Origin of the sequence: Xanthomonas citri pv. citri (genome assembly GCF_000961215.1) — a bacterium.
Lineage (GTDB): Bacteria > Pseudomonadota > Gammaproteobacteria > Xanthomonadales > Xanthomonadaceae > Xanthomonas > Xanthomonas cissicola.
In genome coordinates this window covers 4,498,605-4,514,384 of the sequence record NZ_CP008998.1, presented here as the reverse complement: position 1 = coordinate 4,514,384, position 15,780 = coordinate 4,498,605, and the positions used below count along the sequence as shown (strand labels likewise).

General features: G+C 65.7%; 10 protein-coding genes and 1 CRISPR repeat array. Of the genes, 6 read left to right on the top strand and 4 right to left on the bottom strand.

Features of this window, described 5'->3' with window-relative positions; genetic code table 11:
- The first annotated feature begins 129 nt into the window (after positions 1-129).
- Together AMD14_RS19850 and hglS are read left to right on the top strand one after the other, a co-directional pair.
- Positions 130-747 carry a hypothetical protein gene (locus AMD14_RS19850; protein WP_043927303.1) on the top strand — a complete coding sequence of 206 codons (618 nt, stop codon included), beginning with the start codon at positions 130-132 and terminating at the stop codon, positions 745-747.
- Positions 748-910: 163 nt separating this feature from the next.
- Positions 911-2,278 carry a 2-oxoadipate dioxygenase/decarboxylase HglS gene (gene hglS / locus AMD14_RS19845; RefSeq protein WP_011052564.1) on the top strand — a complete coding sequence of 456 codons (1,368 nt, stop codon included), beginning with the start codon at positions 911-913 and terminating at the stop codon, positions 2,276-2,278.
- A 182-nt stretch (positions 2,279-2,460) separates the two neighbouring features.
- Here hglS and AMD14_RS19840 read toward each other — a convergent pair whose 3' ends face one another.
- From AMD14_RS19840 to AMD14_RS19830, 3 genes are all read right to left on the bottom strand, one after another.
- A complete protein-coding gene (locus AMD14_RS19840; protein ID WP_011052563.1) occupies positions 2,461-5,601 on the bottom strand; it encodes an efflux RND transporter permease subunit in 3,141 nt (1,046 codons plus the stop codon).
- 159 nt (positions 5,602-5,760) lie between these two features.
- Positions 5,761-9,009: an efflux RND transporter permease subunit gene (locus AMD14_RS19835; RefSeq protein WP_015463676.1), complete on the bottom strand. Its 3,249-nt coding sequence runs from the start codon at positions 9,007-9,009 to the stop codon at positions 5,761-5,763.
- Between the two features lie 93 nt (positions 9,010-9,102).
- Entirely contained in the window at positions 9,103-10,347 is a 1,245-nt protein-coding gene (locus AMD14_RS19830; RefSeq protein WP_003484548.1) for an efflux RND transporter periplasmic adaptor subunit, read from the bottom strand.
- A gap of 258 nt (positions 10,348-10,605) precedes the next feature.
- Here AMD14_RS19830 and AMD14_RS19825 point away from each other — a divergent pair, with 258 nt between their 5' ends.
- The 4 genes from AMD14_RS19825 (at position 10,606) to AMD14_RS19810 (ending at position 13,945) form a co-directional block, all read left to right on the top strand.
- Entirely contained in the window at positions 10,606-11,913 is a 1,308-nt protein-coding gene (locus AMD14_RS19825) for a M20 family metallopeptidase (protein WP_015463674.1), read from the top strand.
- 158 nt (positions 11,914-12,071) lie between these two features.
- Positions 12,072-12,887 (top strand): NADPH-dependent 7-cyano-7-deazaguanine reductase QueF, encoded by an 816-nt coding sequence (gene queF, locus AMD14_RS19820; protein WP_003484546.1) that lies wholly within the window; start codon positions 12,072-12,074, stop codon positions 12,885-12,887.
- A 102-nt stretch (positions 12,888-12,989) separates the two neighbouring features.
- The gene (locus tag AMD14_RS19815) at positions 12,990-13,283 is read left to right on the top strand and encodes a LysM peptidoglycan-binding domain-containing protein (RefSeq protein ID WP_005927086.1); all 294 of its coding nucleotides are present in this window, start codon (positions 12,990-12,992) and stop codon (positions 13,281-13,283) included.
- A 104-nt stretch (positions 13,284-13,387) separates the two neighbouring features.
- Positions 13,388-13,945 (top strand): RodZ family helix-turn-helix domain-containing protein, encoded by a 558-nt coding sequence (locus AMD14_RS19810; protein WP_011052559.1) that lies wholly within the window; start codon positions 13,388-13,390, stop codon positions 13,943-13,945.
- Between the two features lie 130 nt (positions 13,946-14,075).
- A CRISPR array of direct repeats spans positions 14,076-15,295; the repeat unit is 31 nt; unit sequence GTTTCAATCCACGCGCCCGTGAGGGCGCGAC.
- Positions 15,296-15,487: 192 nt separating this feature from the next.
- Here the strand turns inward: AMD14_RS19810 and cas2 are convergent.
- Positions 15,488-15,778, bottom strand: coding sequence for a CRISPR-associated endonuclease Cas2 (gene cas2 / locus AMD14_RS19805; RefSeq protein ID WP_005927092.1), 291 nt, complete (start codon positions 15,776-15,778; stop codon positions 15,488-15,490).
- Positions 15,779-15,780 lie beyond the last annotated feature (2 nt).

Genomic DNA, 15,780 nt, shown 5'->3' with positions numbered 1-15,780 from the left:
TCATCTATGCCCGATAACGCACCTGGGGCTCCGGTGCGCTTCCTCGCCAGGCGTGGGTCGTTGAAAAGCGTAGTGCCTGGCGCCCGGCAGCGGCGCTTGATCCGGCGTCCGCCTGACAGCACCGCACGCATGCGGCATCATCGCTGCATGCCCGTATCCCGCTCATCCGTGTTGCGCTCCGTGTCATTGCTGGTGGCATCGCTGTGGCCGGCGCTGGGCGCCGCGCAGGCGCCGCCGGCATCGGCGACCGCAGCTGCAACGGAAGAGGCGGCGCCTGCGGTGACGCCAGGCACCGGCGACGCCTGGGTGGATCAGCACCTGGCCGATATGGGCAGTTATGCGCAGCGCTATCCGGCCAGCTTCATCGACGAGGTGGCACGCTATACCGGCACGCCGCGCGCATACGTGCAGGCGCTGCTGCAAGTGCACGGCTGGCATGCCGGGGATATCTATTTCGCGTGCTTCTGGGCGCAGACCGTGCAGCTGTCGTGCCGCGACACGGTACGCGCCTACAGCCGCGACCATCGCGATGGCTGGGAGGGTGTGGTCACGCGGCTGTCGGTGGCACCGGACAACCTGTACATGCGCGCACTGCGGCATGCCATCGTCGCCAGCTACGACCGCTGGGAACGTCCGATCACCCTGGACGCATTGCTGCGGCGTCAGCTCGGCGATCATGCGCAGCGCCTGGAAGCGGCGCGCCAGGCGAGCGAAGCGGCCGAAGCGGCGGCGCAGGCCGGGCTCTGACGCGGTCGCTGTGGCGTCGCGCTATGCACTTCCCGGCATGGCGCGGCCGTCTGCGTACTAACGCGTCGCCTGCGATGCTGCCGTGCCGCTGGTCGACGCAGGGCGCGGTCGGCGAGAATGCGGTACCGCTGGCGTTCGGCCGGCACCTGCCCAAGACCAGCCCATGCGCGATACCGCCTTTATCTCTCCCGATCAGATCCGCAGCTGGTTCGCCCAGGCGATGTCGGACATGTATCGCACCGAGGTGCCGTTGTATGGCGATCTGATGTCGCTGGTGGCGCAGGTCAACGCACAGACGCTGCAAGCCAATCCGGCGCTGGCGCAGCGGCTGCAGCGCAACGACGAGCGCGCGCGGCTGGATCTGGAACGGCACGGCGCCATCCGCGTCGGCACGGCGGCCGAACTGGCCACCTTGCGCCGGTTGTTCGCAGTGATGGGCATGCAGCCGGTGGGCTATTACGACCTGTCGGTGGCCGGCGTGCCGGTGCATTCCACCGCGTTCCGCCCGATCGATGAGGCGGCGCTGTCGGCAAATCCGTTTCGCGTGTTCACCTCGCTGCTGCGGCTGGAACTGATCGAAGACGCCGCCCTGCGCGAACAGGCACAGCAGATCCTGCAGCAGCGACAGATCTTTACCGTCGGCGCCTTGCAGTTGATCGAGCGCTACGAACAGCAGGGCGGGCTGGATGCCGACCAGGCACGGCAGTTCGTGGCCGAAGCGCTGGAAACCTTCCGCTGGCATGGCGATGCCACGGTGTCGTTGCCGACCTATCGCGCGCTGAGCCAGGCGCATAAGTTGATTGCCGATGTGGTGAGCTTCCACGGCCCGCACATCAATCACCTCACGCCACGCACGTTGGACATCGATGCGGCGCAGGAACAGATGCAGCGCGCCGGCATCGATGCCAAGGCGGTGATCGAGGGGCCGCCGCGTCGGCGCGTGCCGATCCTGTTGCGGCAGACCAGTTTCAAGGCGCTGGAAGAGCCGGTGCGTTTTGTCGGCGATGACGGGCAACCGGAACACGGCACGCATACCGCACGCTTTGGCGAGATCGAGCAGCGCGGCCTTGCCCTCACGCCAAAGGGCCGCGCGTTGTACGACGCGCTGCTGGCGCAGGCGCGCGATGCCGATGGCGCCGGCAGCACCGGCACCGATTACGCCACCCGGCTGCAGACTGCCTTCGTGGCCTTCCCCGACGACGAGGCGTTGCTGCGGCAGGAAGGGCTGGGCTATTTCCGCTATGCGCTCACCGACGCCGGCCGCGCCGATCCCGCGCAGGTGGCCGCCATGCCGGCAGAAACCGCGATCGCGCTCGGCTTGGTCAGTGCCGACCCGATCATCTACGAAGATTTTTTGCCGGTCAGCGCGGCCGGCATCTTCCAGTCCAACCTCGGTGGTGCCGAGCAACGCGCCTATGCCGCCCATTCGAGCAAGCGCAGTTTCGAGCAGGCGCTCGGTGCGCAGGTGCACGACGAATTCGCGCTGTATGCGCAGTTGGAGCGGGAGTCCCTGCAGGGGTTGCTGGCGTAGCACGCGCCGCATGCGGCGGCGTCGGCGGTATCAAGTGGGGCTCAGCGCGTGCGTATGTGCTTGCTTTACGCAGGTGTCGTCGCACCACGGCATGGGTCGACACGCAGACGAGCGCCTGCGTGGTTCCGGTTGCTTCGCACCGAGGCTGCGCTGCCGGGCTGGGCGGTCAGTCGACGCAAACCTCAGTGCGCTTGGGCGGCCGGGCGACGCGCCGCTGCGCGTTCTGCACGGCGTGCCCGCGCGCGGGCGCGACGCGCCTTCCAGCGCTCGCTCAGGCACGAGAAGATCACGTATAGCGCCGGCGTGCTGAGCAGGGTCAGGCTCTGCGAGAACACCAGCCCGCCGATCATCGCGATACCTAGAGGGCGACGCAGCTCCGAGCCCTCGCCCAGGCCCACCGCCAGCGGCACGGCGGCCAGGATCGCCACCATCGTGGTCATCATGATCGGGCGGAAGCGCACGATCGAGGCCTCGCGTGCGGCTGCGCGCGCATCCATGCCATGCACGCGCTGCGCCACCAACGCGAAGTCGATCATCATGATGGCGTTTTTCTTGACGATGCCGATCAGCAGCACCAGCGCGATCATCGAGATCACCGACAGTTCGGTGTTGGTGATGAACAACGCCAGCAGCGCGCCCACGCCGGCGGCCGGCAAGGTGGACAGGATGGTCACCGGATGGATCAGGCTCTCGTAGAGCATGCCCAGCACGATGTAGACGGTGAGCACTGCGGCCAGCAGCAGGATGCCCATCGAATTGGGACTGAGCTGCACGTTGAAGCTGTCGTCGCCACTGAGGCGGATGCCGTCGGGCATGCGCAGGCCCTCCACGGTGGATTTGATGATCAAGTCCGCCTCGCCCGTGCTGACGCCCGGTGCCAGGTTGTAGCTCAGCTCCATCGTGGTGTACTGGTTTTCGTGGATGATCTGCGGCGGCGCCAGGCCCGGTGCCTGGGTGGCGACCGCGGTGATCGGCACCATCTGGCCGGCACGGTTGGGCACGAAGATCTGATCCAGCGCCTTGGGGGTGGCTGTCTGCGAGGGCAGTGCATTGACCACCACGCTGTACTGATTGAGATCGGAATAGATGGTGGAAATCGAGCGCTGGCCGAACGCGCCATACAGCGCACCATCGATGGCGCCCACCGAGATGCCCAGGCGCGCCGCCTTGGCGCGGTCGATCACGATGTTCTGGCGCAGGCCGGCGGTATCCACGTCGGTACCGACATCGCGCAGGTGCGGGTTCTTTTTCAGCGCAGCCTGCAGTTTGGGAAGCCATTCCTGCAGCTGCGCCAGGTCGTTGCCCTGCAGCGACACGCGGTATTGCGCGCCCTGGCTGGTGCCGCCGCCGCCGTCGCTGGGCAGGTCCTGGATCGCCCGCAGGCGCAAGTCCAGGTCCGGGTAACGGTCGGCCTTGGCGCTCAGGCGCGCGACCACTTCGGCGGTGGTGTCGCGACGGCCCTCATCGCGCTTTTTGAGCTCGATATTGAACGATGCGCTGGAGCCCTGACGGCCGGAGCCCAGGCGTGCGCCGACGGTTTTCACCGCCGGGTCGGCCATCAGCATGTCGGTGATGCGGCGCTGGCGGCTGACCATGTCGGCAAACGACACCGTGGCGCTGGAATTGGCGCGGCCCCAGATCAGGCCGGTGTCCTGCGCGGGGAACGAGCCCTTCTTGACCGCACTGCCCAGAAAGATGGTGGCGGCGATCAGCAACAACGGCGTCAACGACAGCAGGAGTGCGTGGCGCAGCGAGAAATCCAGCGCCACCGTGTACGCGCGCAGCATGCGTTCGTGCATGCGGTCCAGCCAGGCGCCGAAACGGTCGGGTGTTTCAGGCTCGGCGTGCGGCGACAGGAAACGGCTGCACAGCGCCGGCGTCAAGGTCAGCGAGACCAGCATCGACACCACGATCGCCGCCACCAACGTCACGGTGAACTCGCGGAAGAACGCACCGATCATGCCGCTGGCGAACAGCATCGGGATGAACACCGCCACCAGCGAGGCGGTGATCGACACGATGGTGAACCCGATCTCGCGCGCACCGGCCAACGCCGCGTCCAGGCGCGACATGCCTTCGTCCAGATGGCGCATGACGTTTTCGATCACCACGATCGCATCGTCGACCACGAAGCCAATCGCAATGACCAACGCCAGCAGGCTGAGGTTGTTCAAGGTGAAGCCGAGCACGTACATCACCAGCGCCGAGCCGGCCAGCGACAGCGGCACGGTGACAGCGGCGATCAGGGTGGGCGCGAGCCGGCGCAGGAACAGCGCCATGGTCAGGATCACCATCGCCAGGCTGATCATCAGCGTGGCCTGCACCTCGTGCAGCGAGGCGCGAATGGTGGGCGTGCGGTCGAAGTAGGGCGTGAGCGTGGTGCCGGGCTGCAGATAGCTACGCAGTTCGGGAATCTGCGCCTTCACCTGGTCGACGGTCTCGACGATGTTGGCGCCGGCGCGGGTGAAGGCGTACATCACCACCGCCGGTTTGCCGTCGAACCAGGCGGCTTGATAGGCATCCTGCTGGCCGTCGTAAACGGTGGCCACATCGCCCAGGCGCACGATGCGCCCGTTGGACTGGGTGGAGATCGCCAGCTGCGCAAAATCGGCGGCCTTGGACACCGAATCGTTGGAGATGATGGCCATGGTGGTGTTGCCGTCGGACAGGAATCCGGTCGGCGAGGTCACATTGGCCGCGCGCACCGCATTGCGCAGATCGTCCGGTGTCAGGCCCAGCGCGTTGAGTGCGCGCAGGTCCACGTCCACGCGTACTGCCGGGGTGGACGCACCGGCGATGTCCACCGAGCTGATGCCGGTGATCTGGCGCAGCCGCTGCGCCAGCAGCGAATCGGCCACGTTGTAGAGCTCATCGGCCGATTGCGTCTCCGAGGTCAACGCGATGGCGATCACCGGGTCGTCGTTCGGGTTGGCCTTGGAGTACATCGGCGTTCCTAGCCCGGAGGGCAGGTCCGATTGCGATGCGTTGATCGCGGTCTGGATGTCCTGCGCGGCCGAATCGATGTTGCGGCTGCTCTGGAACACCAGTACGACCAGGCTGCTGCTCTCCGAGCTGGACGAGCGCATGCGGTCGATCCCGGGCAACTGGCCCAGGTGACGTTCCAGCGGCGCGGTGACGGTGGAGGCCATGGTGCTGGCGTCGGCACCGGATTGGGTAGCGTGCACGAAGATGATCGGAATCTGGATGTTCGGCAGCGCCGCCACGCCCAGCCGCAGGTAGCACATCAATCCGATCACGAACAAACCGATCGCCAGCAGCGAGGTGCCGATCGGGCGCTTGATGAAGGGCGCGGAGATGTTCATGGGGTGACTGCCGGGAATCGGGAATCGGGAACTGGGATTCGGGAATCGGGAATCGGTAAGGGCCAGAACCAAAGCCGAAGCCAAGGCGGCTACCCCGCGTGTGCGCGAGCGGGCGATGCCGCGGGCCAGTAGACCGATCAGCGATGCCGCTACCGGTCCTCATGCCGGGCGCTCCGAGGTCGGCGCCGGGTTGAGGCCGTCACGGCGTGCCGCCCGCCGCGCACGCCATGCGCGCAGGCGCTCGCCGGCGCGTTCCATGTACAGATAAATCACCGGGGTGGTGTACAGCGTGACCAGCTGCGACAGCAGCAGGCCGCCGACGATCGCAATGCCCAGCGGGCGGCGCAGTTCCGAGCCGATGCCGGTGCCCAGCGCCAGCGGCAACGCGCCCAGCATGGCGGCAGCGGTGGTCATCATGATCGGGCGGAAGCGCAGCAGGCAGGCGCGCCGGATCGCATCGTGCGCAGTCGCCCCCTCGCGGCGTGCGTCGATGGCGAAGTCGATCATCATGATGGCGTTCTTCTTGACGATGCCGATCAGCAGCACGATGCCGACGATGCCGTCCACCGACAGGCTCAGCCCGCACATCATCAGCGCCAGCAACGCACCGACACCGGCCGGCGGCAACGTGGAGATGATGGTCAACGGGTGGATGTAGCTTTCGTACAACACGCCCAGCACGATGTAGATCACCACGATCGAGGCCAGCAGCAGCCACACGATGTCGGTCTGGCTGCCGGTGAATTCGGCGGCCTTGCCGACGAACTGCGCATGCACCTGGGTCGGGATCTTGAGTTCTTCGCGCGCCTTCTCGATCGCCGCCACCGCCTGCGACAACGAATGCCCCGGCGCCAGGTTGAACGAGATGGTGACGGCCGGCAGCTGCTGCTGGTGGCTCACCACCAACGGTGTGTTGGTGACCTTGGCCTCGGCCAGCGCGGCCAGCGGAATGATGCTGCCGGCACCGACCACGATGCCGGTGTTCTGCGCGCCTACGCCGGTGGCAGTGGACGAGTTGGACGAGGTGACCTGGCCGAAGCTGGTGGCGTTGGTGCCGGTGAGCGCGCCGCTGCCGTTGCTGGCCACCGCCAGCTGGTTCATCAAGGCGGTACTGGTGCGGAATTCCGGCGCAACTTCCAGCACGACGCGGTACTGATTGAGCTCGGTGAAGATGGTGGAGATCTGGCGCTGGCCGAAGGAGTCGTACAGCGTGTCGTCGATGGTCTGCATCGGCACGCCGAGCATGCTGGCCTTGTCGCGGTCGATGCTCAGTTCAAGCGCACGCCCCTGGTTGGCCAGGTTGTTGTCCACGTCCGCAAGCTCGGGCAACTTGCGCATTGCCTCGGTCATGCGCCCGGCCCAGGTGGCCAGCTCGCTGCTGTCCACGTCCGAGATCGAATACTGGTATTCGGTCGCGGCCACCCGCGTGTCCAGGGTGACGTCCTGCACCGGCTTGAGGAACAAGGCCACGCCCGGAATGCCGGCCACTGCGTTCTGCAGGCGCGGCAGCACCTCGTCCAGGCCCTCGCGGTCGCCGCGCGTCTTCAGCACGATCGACAGCTGGCCCTGGTTGAGCGTGGGGTTCATGGTGCCGGCGCCGATGAAGGCTGCCACGCCGGTCACCGCCGGGTCCTTGCGCAACGCGGCGGCCACCGCCTGGGTGCGTTGCTCCATCTGCGGGAACGCCACGTTCTGGTCGGCCTGCACCACGCCGGTGATCAGGCCGGTGTCCTGCTCGGGCAGCAAGCCCTTGGGAATGGCCACATACAGCACCACCGTCAACGCCACCGCACCGATCGCCACGGCCAGGGTCAGCGGTTGGTGGGCAAGCACCCAGTCCAGGCTGCGCTCATAGGCGCCCACGGTGCGCGTCCACAGGTTGGTCTTGCCGGCCGCGCTCGCGCGCTCGTGCGCGTCTTCGCCTTCGGGCAAGGCATCGGGCTTGAGCAGGTAGGCGCACATCATCGGCGTCAACGTCAGCGACACCAGCATCGAGATGACCACCGCAATCGACAGCACCCACGCAAACTCGTGGAATAACCGACCGGTGACGCCCGGCATCAACAGCAGCGGCAGGAACACCGCCACCAGCGACACGGTCAGCGACAACACGGTGAAGCCGATCTGCTTGGCGCCGATTTCGGCCGCTTCCGGCCCGCTCTTGCCCTGTTCGATGTAGCGCACGATGTTCTCGATCATCACGATCGCATCGTCGACCACGAACCCGGTCGCCACCACCAGCGCCATCAAGGAGAGGTTGTCCAGCGACATGCCGGCGAAGGCCATCACCCCGAAGGTGCCGGCCAGCGACAACGGCACCGCCACCGAGGGAATGATGGTGGCCCACAGCCGGCGCAGGAACACGAAGATCACCGCCACCACCAGCGCGATGGTCAGCACCAGGGTGAACTTCACCTCATGTACCGAGGCGCGGATGGTTTCGGTGCGGTCGGAGAACACCTCCAGATGCACATCGGCCGGCAACACCGATCGCAGCTGCGGCAGGATGTTGCGGATCTGCTCCACCGTCTGCACGATGTTGGCGCCGGGCTGGCGGCGGATCTCCAGCAGCACCGCCTGTTTGCCGTCGGCCCAGGCGGCAAGCTGATCGTTCTCCACCCCATCGACCACGTTGGCCACGTCGGCAAGCCGCACCGGGCGGCCGTCCTTGTAGCTGATGATGGTCTCGCGGTACTGCGCCGCGTCGGTGAGCTGGTCGTTGGTGCCGATACTGTAGGACTGGGTCTTGCCGTTGAGCGAGCCCTTGGGCGCACTGACGTTGGTCTGGGTCAGCGCGCTGCGCAGCGACTCCATGGTCAGGCCCATGTTCGACAGCTGCGCCGGGTTGACCTGGATGCGCACCGCAGGGCGCACGTTGCCGGCGATCGACACCAGGCCCACACCCGGCACCTGCGATAGGCGCTGGGCCAGGATCGCATCCGCATAGCGGTTGACCTCGCGCAGCGGCAGCGAATCGGAGGTGAGCTTGAGCGTGAGAATCGCCGCATCGGCCGGATTGACCCGGTTATAGACCGGTTGGTACGGCAGCGAAGAGGGCAGGGTGGCCTGGCGGATGGCCGCCTGCACGTCCTGCGAGGCGATATCGATATCGCGCTCCATCGAGAACTGCAGAATGATCGTGGACAGGCCCGCCGACGAATCGGAGGTCATCATCTGCAGGCCGGAAATCTGCCCGAACTGGCGCTCCAGCGGCGTGGTCACCAGCGAGGCCATGGTGGTCGCATTGGCGCCGGGGTACTGGGTGGTGACGACCAGGCTGGGCGCGTCGATTTCCGGCAATGCCGAGACCGGCAATTGACGGTAGCCCAGGATGCCCAGCAGCAGGACGCCGGCCATCAACAACGAAGTGGCGATCGGGCGGCGGATGAAGATGGTCGAAAAGCCCACGGGGGGTGTCCTTGCTGAAGACGTCAGGCGAAGCCGGCGCATGCAGCGCCGGCGCACATCGGCGACGGAGGTTCCGTCGCCGATGGTCGAGAATTAGCGCGGACCGCCGCCACGACGGCCGCCGGGGCCACCACCACGGCTCTGTTTGTCCTTCGCGGCCTTGAGTTCGGCCTCGGTCGGTTCCGGCGGCGTCTCGCCCGGCTTGAGCGCGCTGACCTTGCTGCCCGGTTTCAGGCGGAACTGGCCTTCGGTCACCACCCGCTCGCCGGGCTTGAGGCCCTTGGTGATCTGCACATGGCTGTCGTCCACTTCCACGCCCTGCACCACGGTGCGCATCTGTGCGGTGTTGTCGCTGCCCACCACGTACACGTAATCGCCGTCAGGGCCGCGCTGCACCGACTGGGACGGCACCACGGTACCGCCGGCGATGGTGCGCAGCTGCAGGCGCACATTGACGAACTGGCCCGGCCATAGCGCGTTGTCGGTGTTGTTGAAGATCGCGCGTGCGCCGAAGGTGCCGCTGTCGGCGGAGATGCGGTTGTCGATCACATCCAGCTTGCCGTCGCTGCTGATCACATGCGCATCGCCGCGATCCAGTGCCGCCACGGCCAGTGGCGCCGCCGTCTGACCGGTACGCACTGCCTGCAACTCACGCTCGGGCAGGTTGAAAGACACGTAGATCGGGCGGATCTGGGTCAGGGTGACGATCGTGGAGCTGCTGGTGACGATGTTGCCCACGTCCACGCCACGGATGCCGGCGATGCCGTCGATCGGCGCAGTGACGCGGGTGAACTGCAATTGCACCTGCGCCGAGCGCATCTGCGCATCGTTGGCCGCAACCGCGGCCTCGTACTGGGCCACCTGGTTGCGTTGGGTATCCAGATCCGTGCGCGAGACATACTGCTTGTAGGCCGGGTCGTTGGAACGCTGGTAATTCACCCGCGAGGTCGCCAACAGCGCCTGGTTCTGGCGTTTGGCCGCCAGTGCCTGGTCGTAGCTGGCCTGCAGCGTGCGCGGATCGATCTGCGCCAGCAGATCGCCCTTCTTCACTTCCTGGCCTTCCTTGAAATTCAGGCTCATCAGCTGGCCGCCCACCTGCGGGCTGACCGTGACCGTATTGAGCGCGGTGACCGTGCCTAGCGCGCTGGCATAGACCGGAACGTCCTGCGTGGTGGCCGCCACCACCGTCACCGGTACCGGGCCGCTGTTGTCCGGGTCATTGCCGTCCGGCGCGCCTGCGCGCTTGCCGTGATTGCCCCCACCCATCATCCGCACTGCGACGAACACCACGACGAGCACCGCGACAACCAGCAGTGTGACCTTCCAAAAACGCGACATGCGACAACTCCTGAGGGCGGGCCGGGCGCGTGGATGCGACCGTGGGGGCGGCTGTGCAAGCATATCGTTGCGCTCTCCCGATTGAGCGTTACTGAAGTAACGGCTCGGCTGGCGAAACGACCGCAACGGTCACACTTGCACTGCAGCGGCAACGCGCCACGGCGACCGCGGTTGACCGCCGGGCTGAATCGGGCCCCACTACAGCCCATCCGGCACGCGCCTGCACTACATTAGGCAACCATCTTTTGAGGATTGCCGATGCGCCCCTCCCGCTTGCTGACCAGCGCGCTGCTGCTCGCCCTGCCCATGCTCGCCACCGCGCAGACTGCGCAGCGGCCCGACGTTCAGGCCGCTGCCGCCCCGCTGCAGGCCAAGGTGGTGCAGTGGCGCCGCGACTTCCACCAGCACCCGGAGTTGTCCAACCGCGAGGAGCGCACGGCCGCCACCGTGGCCGCGCAGCTGCGCAAGCTGGGCCTCAAGCCGCGCACCGGCATCGCCCATCACGGCGTGGTGGCCATCATCAAGGGCGCCAAGCCGGGGCCGAAGATCGCGCTGCGTGCGGACATGGACGCGCTGCCGGTGACAGAGCAGACCGGGCTGCCGTTCGCTTCCAAGGCCACTGCCGAATACCGCGGCGAGCAGGTCGGGGTGATGCATGCCTGCGGCCACGATGCGCACACCGCCATCCTGCTCGGCGTGGCCGAAGCGCTGGTGGGCATGCGCGAGCAGTTGCCCGGCGAAGTGATGCTGATCTTCCAGCCCTCCGAAGAAGGCGCCCCAGGCAACGAAGAGGGCGGCGCCTCGCTGATGCTCAAGGAAGGCCTGTTTGCCGACTTCACCCCGCAGGCGGTGTTCGGCCTGCATGTGTTCTCCAGCGTGCAGGCCGGCAAGATCGCGGTGCGCAGCGGCCCGCTGATGGCGGCCTCGGACCGCTTCGCGATCAAGATGATCGGCCGCCAGACCCATGGCTCGGCGCCGTGGAACGGCATCGACCCGATCGTGGCCAGCGCCGACATGATCGGCGCCGCGCAAACGGTGATCAGCCGCCGCGCCAACCTGTCCAAGCAGCCGGCGGTGCTCAGCTTCGGCGCGATCAAGGGCGGCATCCGCTACAACATCATCCCCGACGATGTGGAAATGGTCGGCACCATCCGCACCTTCGACGAGGGCATGCGCCAGCAGATCTTTGCCGATCTCAAGAACGTGGCCGAACACACCGCCGCCGCGCATGGGGCCAAGGTCCAGGCACAGGTGCCGGATCAGCCGGGCAATCCGGCCACCGTCAACGACCCCGCACTGACGGCCAGGATGCTGCCAAGCCTGCAGGCCGTGGTGGGTGCCGACAATGTGTACGAACCGCCGTTGCAGATGGGCGCTGAAGATTTCTCGTTCTACGCCCAGCAGGTTCCGTCGATGTTCTTCTTCGTCGGCTCCACCGCCAAGGGTATCGACCCGGCCACCGCACCCAGCAACCATTCGCCGCAGTTCCTGCTGGACGAGTCGTCGCTGGATGTGGGCTTGCGCGCGCTGTTGCAGGTGTCGCTGGATTATCTGCAGCAGGGGTGATGGGGAATGGGGAATCGTCCGTGGGCTGGGCGATTCCCGCTTTCGCTGGTTGGGCCGGTGGCTCGATTCTGGAGCGGCGATCTTCGGGTTTTCCATTCGCTCTCTGTCACGCGTTGCCATACACCTCACGGCCAGCCCGTGCGGCCTAAAATGGCGATATGAATACCCCAGAAGATTCCACCCTCGGTCGTGAGGTCGCCTATCCGAGCGGCTACGACCCGTCGTTGCTGTTTCCGATTCCGCGTGCGGCCGGGCGCCAGGCCATCGGGCTGACTGGTGACCTGCCGTTTATCGGCCGCGATCGCTGGCACGCCTACGAACTCAGCTGGCTCGATGCACAGGGCAAGCCCTGCGTGGCCACCGCCACCTTGCACGTGCCCTGCGATTCGCCCTCGTTGATCGAATCCAAGTCGCTCAAGCTGTATCTCAACTCGCTCAACGCCACCCGCTTCAACAGCGCCGAAGCGGTGCGCACGCGGATTGCGACCGACCTGTCCACGCGCGCCGGTGCCGATGTGGCGGTGGAGTTCGGCCTGCCGCCGATCGATGCGGTGGGCGAGGGCGAATCCATTGATGCACTGGATCTCAGCATCGACGATTACGGCCCGCCGAACGCGGCCTATCTCTGCGCGCATGCGCAGCCAGTGGTGGAAGAAGTGCTGACCTCGGCCTTGCTCAAATCCAATTGCCCGGTGACTGGCCAGCCGGACTGGGCCAGCGTCACCTTGCGTTACCGCGGCGCACCGATCGATCGCGAGGGATTGCTGCGTTATCTGGTGAGTTTCCGCGACCATGCCGAGTTTCATGAGCAATGCGTCGAGCGCATCTTCAACGACGTGCTGACGCAGTGCGCGCCGCAGTGGCTGGTGGTGGAAGCGCGCTACACACGTCGTGGCGGCCTGGACATCAATCCGCTGCGCAGCTCGGCCAGTGTCCCGACGCCGCTGTCGATTTTCCGCGACCTGCGTCAGTAGATCGCGCTCATGCGGGATCGCGCGGGCTTCACGGCGGCGCGATCCATGCTTAACAGCGCCCCGCGCACCCTGCTGACACCGCGATGCACAGGGATTGCAGCAATGAGTGTCGACAAGAAGGCAGATTTCTCCAACGTCACCTCATCGGTCGATAGCACCGCCGAGGTGACGCCTGCGCCCGATTTTTCCAACGTGCGCACCAGTGTGCAAAGCACCGCACAGCTCGTTGAAGAATCGGTGACCGTCCAGGCCGGCGACAGCCTCTCCAGTATTGCCAAGCGCCATCTAGGCGACGGCAATCTGTGGCCACGTATTTTCGAAGCCAACCGCGAAACGCTGCAGGATCCCGACAAGATCTTTCCTGGGCAGGTACTGCGCCTGCCTCCCAAGTCGTAATCGCAGGTCGGCTTGCAGTCGCTGGCGGTAACGCCAGTCAACAAACCCAGAAACCAACTCGAACACTGCCACTGCAGGCGTTCTGGCTACCGGAGAATCGATTTATGCGTACTACCTCTGTTTCGAGCAGCTTGGCCCTGGCGTTGGCGGGCGTTCTCGCCGTGTCTGGCTGCAGCAAGAAGGCCGACGACGACAGCGTTTCCAAAGACCCCACTTCCGGTGCCGCGACCGAAGCGATGCCCGGCCCGGCCGCCACCCCGCCGGCGAGCGATCAGGCAGCCCAGGGCAGCGCAACCGGTGCGGCCAGCACCGATGGCGGTGCTGCCACGGGTAGCGCAGTGACGGTGTCCAGTGTGGCCGTCGGCACCCAGGCCGCAGCCGACAAGACGGTGACCCCGGCGACCAGTGTCGGCAGCAAAGACACCATCATCGTCTCGGTCAAGACGGACGGCAGCGCGAGCAACGTGGCCGTGTCGGCAAAGCTGACCTACCAGGATGGCCAGGTGGCTGGCGAACAGAACGCGACGTTGAACACCACCGGTGCCGAAACCACCAACCTGAGCTTCAGCAAGCCCGATGGCTGGCCGGCCGGCACCTACACCGCGCAGGTCATGGTGGACGGCAAGCCTGCAGGCACGCCTCAGACCATCATCGTCAAATAATGGTTCTCAAGCGTTGATGGACGGAGCCCAATTTTTGATCTGCGTGCGTATTGATCTTTGCCATACGCAGGCCTCAAGCATGTCCAACCTGCACCTCGTCAGCGTCCGGCTGGCGGGGCGAGTTTAAATTGTTTCAATCCACGCGCCCGTGAGGGCGCGCCTTCCTTCTGCTGTGCGATCTCGCCGCATATGGCATGGTTTCAATCCACGCGCCCATGAGGGCGCGAAACGCGTCAGACGACCGGGACGGCGACGAACTCAGGTTTCAATCCACGCGCCCGTGAGGGCGCGACCCTCGCAGGTCGTGGCCTATGCAGGGATAGTCAGGTTTCAATCCACGCGCCCGTGAGGGCGCGACGATGCGGGCATCCAAGTCTTTCCAGCCCTGAACCAGTTTCAATCCACGCGCCCGTGAGGGCGCGACCTACGGGCTGCTCAAACTTGTAACGCTCCCAGCCGTTTCAATCCACGCGCCCGTGAGGGCGCGACTTCCGGCCATCGCGGCAGCAGTGCGCGCTCGACAGTTTCAATCCACGCGCCCGTGAGGGCGCGACAGTCGCCCTGCGAAGTGGTCCTTGGGTTCAATGAGTTTCAATCCACGCGCCCGTGAGGGCGCGACCTGAAAGTCGTAAAAGGGTCTAATCACATATCCGCGTTCCAATCCACGCGCCCGTGAGGGCGCGACTTCGCCGTGGGTAAGCGCATTCAAAGCATGATGGCGTTTCAATCCACGCGCCCGTGAGGGCGCGACGCGTCGCGGCAAAGCCGTTTCAAGGCGTTGTTAACCCGTTTCAATCCACGCGCCCGTGAGGGCGCGACAGGCGCCCCTCCAGCATGCCGGCCTCGGCAGTCTGCGTTTCAATCCACGCGCCCGTGAGGGCGCGACGCACGCAGGATCTCGCACGCGCGGCGTGAGAGAGGTTTCAATCCACGCGCCCGTGAGGGCGCGACGATCTGCAGGTCCACGTGCGTCGCTGTCGGTGGCACGTTTCAATCCACGCGCCCGTGAGGGCGCGACCATTGGGGGATGGGTGACCGTCATCGATGCGCTCGAGTTTCAATCCACGCGCCCGTGAGGGCGCGACATGATCGCCTCGCCGCCTGGCGCATCCGTGCAGCGGTTTCAATCCACGCGCCCGTGAGGGCGCGACCGACGCAGATCTGAAGCACATCCCGAAACCCGAGGTTTCAATCCACGCGCCCGTGAGGGCGCGACCTCGGCAAGCGGATCAGGCGGCGGAGCTTGAACAGGTTTCAATCCACGCGCCCGTGAGGGCGCGACCTCCTGCGCCAGCGCTTTATGCGCGTCGAAAGCATTTGTTTCAATCCACGCGCCCGTGAGGGCGCGACCCCCCCTTAGCATAAGTGTTTGCCATCGTTGCTAAAACACGGGCAATTGCGCGGACTTGCTGAAAAAAGCAGTCGAGAAGTCGTCATGCGGACCCCGTGAATCCGCTATGTATTTTTTTTTTTTTTTTGCAAATCAGTTGCTTGAGGAGACTGCGAACCTGCCCGGTTTTTATGGGGCGCTTGGGGTTCGCGTCAAAAAATCAGTGGGCCTTTGAGGTTCAGGCTGGGCTTGGCGCCGATGTGCTCCACGCGGGTCTCCCATTTCGCGCCAAGGTGATAGAACCGTAGGCTGTCCAGGGCCGGGTCGATCAGGTCGCATAGCTGCTGCCGTAATTCAGTCCATTGGGCAGGCTCGACTTCGATCTCGAAGACCGAGAACTGCACGCGCTGGCCACGGTCCCGGCAGGCTTTGGCGACCTTGCGCAGGCGCTTCTCGCCCCCGGGAGAGCTGGTGCTGACGTCGTAGCTTACAAGAATCATCATGG

Excerpts from the sequence above, each read along its gene's own strand:
- AMD14_RS19850 (WP_043927303.1), top strand. The coding sequence starts at position 130 with ATGCGGCATCATCGCTGCATGCCCGTATCCCGCTCATCCGTGTTGCGC.
- hglS (WP_011052564.1), top strand. The coding sequence starts at position 911 with ATGCGCGATACCGCCTTTATCTCTCCCGATCAGATCCGCAGCTGGTTC.
- AMD14_RS19840 (WP_011052563.1), bottom strand. The coding sequence starts at position 5,601 with ATGAACATCTCCGCGCCCTTCATCAAGCGCCCGATCGGCACCTCGCTG.
- AMD14_RS19830 (WP_003484548.1), bottom strand. The coding sequence starts at position 10,347 with ATGTCGCGTTTTTGGAAGGTCACACTGCTGGTTGTCGCGGTGCTCGTC.
- AMD14_RS19825 (WP_015463674.1), top strand. The coding sequence starts at position 10,606 with ATGCGCCCCTCCCGCTTGCTGACCAGCGCGCTGCTGCTCGCCCTGCCC.
- queF (WP_003484546.1), top strand. The coding sequence starts at position 12,072 with ATGAATACCCCAGAAGATTCCACCCTCGGTCGTGAGGTCGCCTATCCG.
- AMD14_RS19815 (WP_005927086.1), top strand. The coding sequence starts at position 12,990 with ATGAGTGTCGACAAGAAGGCAGATTTCTCCAACGTCACCTCATCGGTC.
- AMD14_RS19810 (WP_011052559.1), top strand. The coding sequence starts at position 13,388 with ATGCGTACTACCTCTGTTTCGAGCAGCTTGGCCCTGGCGTTGGCGGGC.
- cas2 (WP_005927092.1), bottom strand. The coding sequence starts at position 15,778 with ATGATGATTCTTGTAAGCTACGACGTCAGCACCAGCTCTCCCGGGGGC.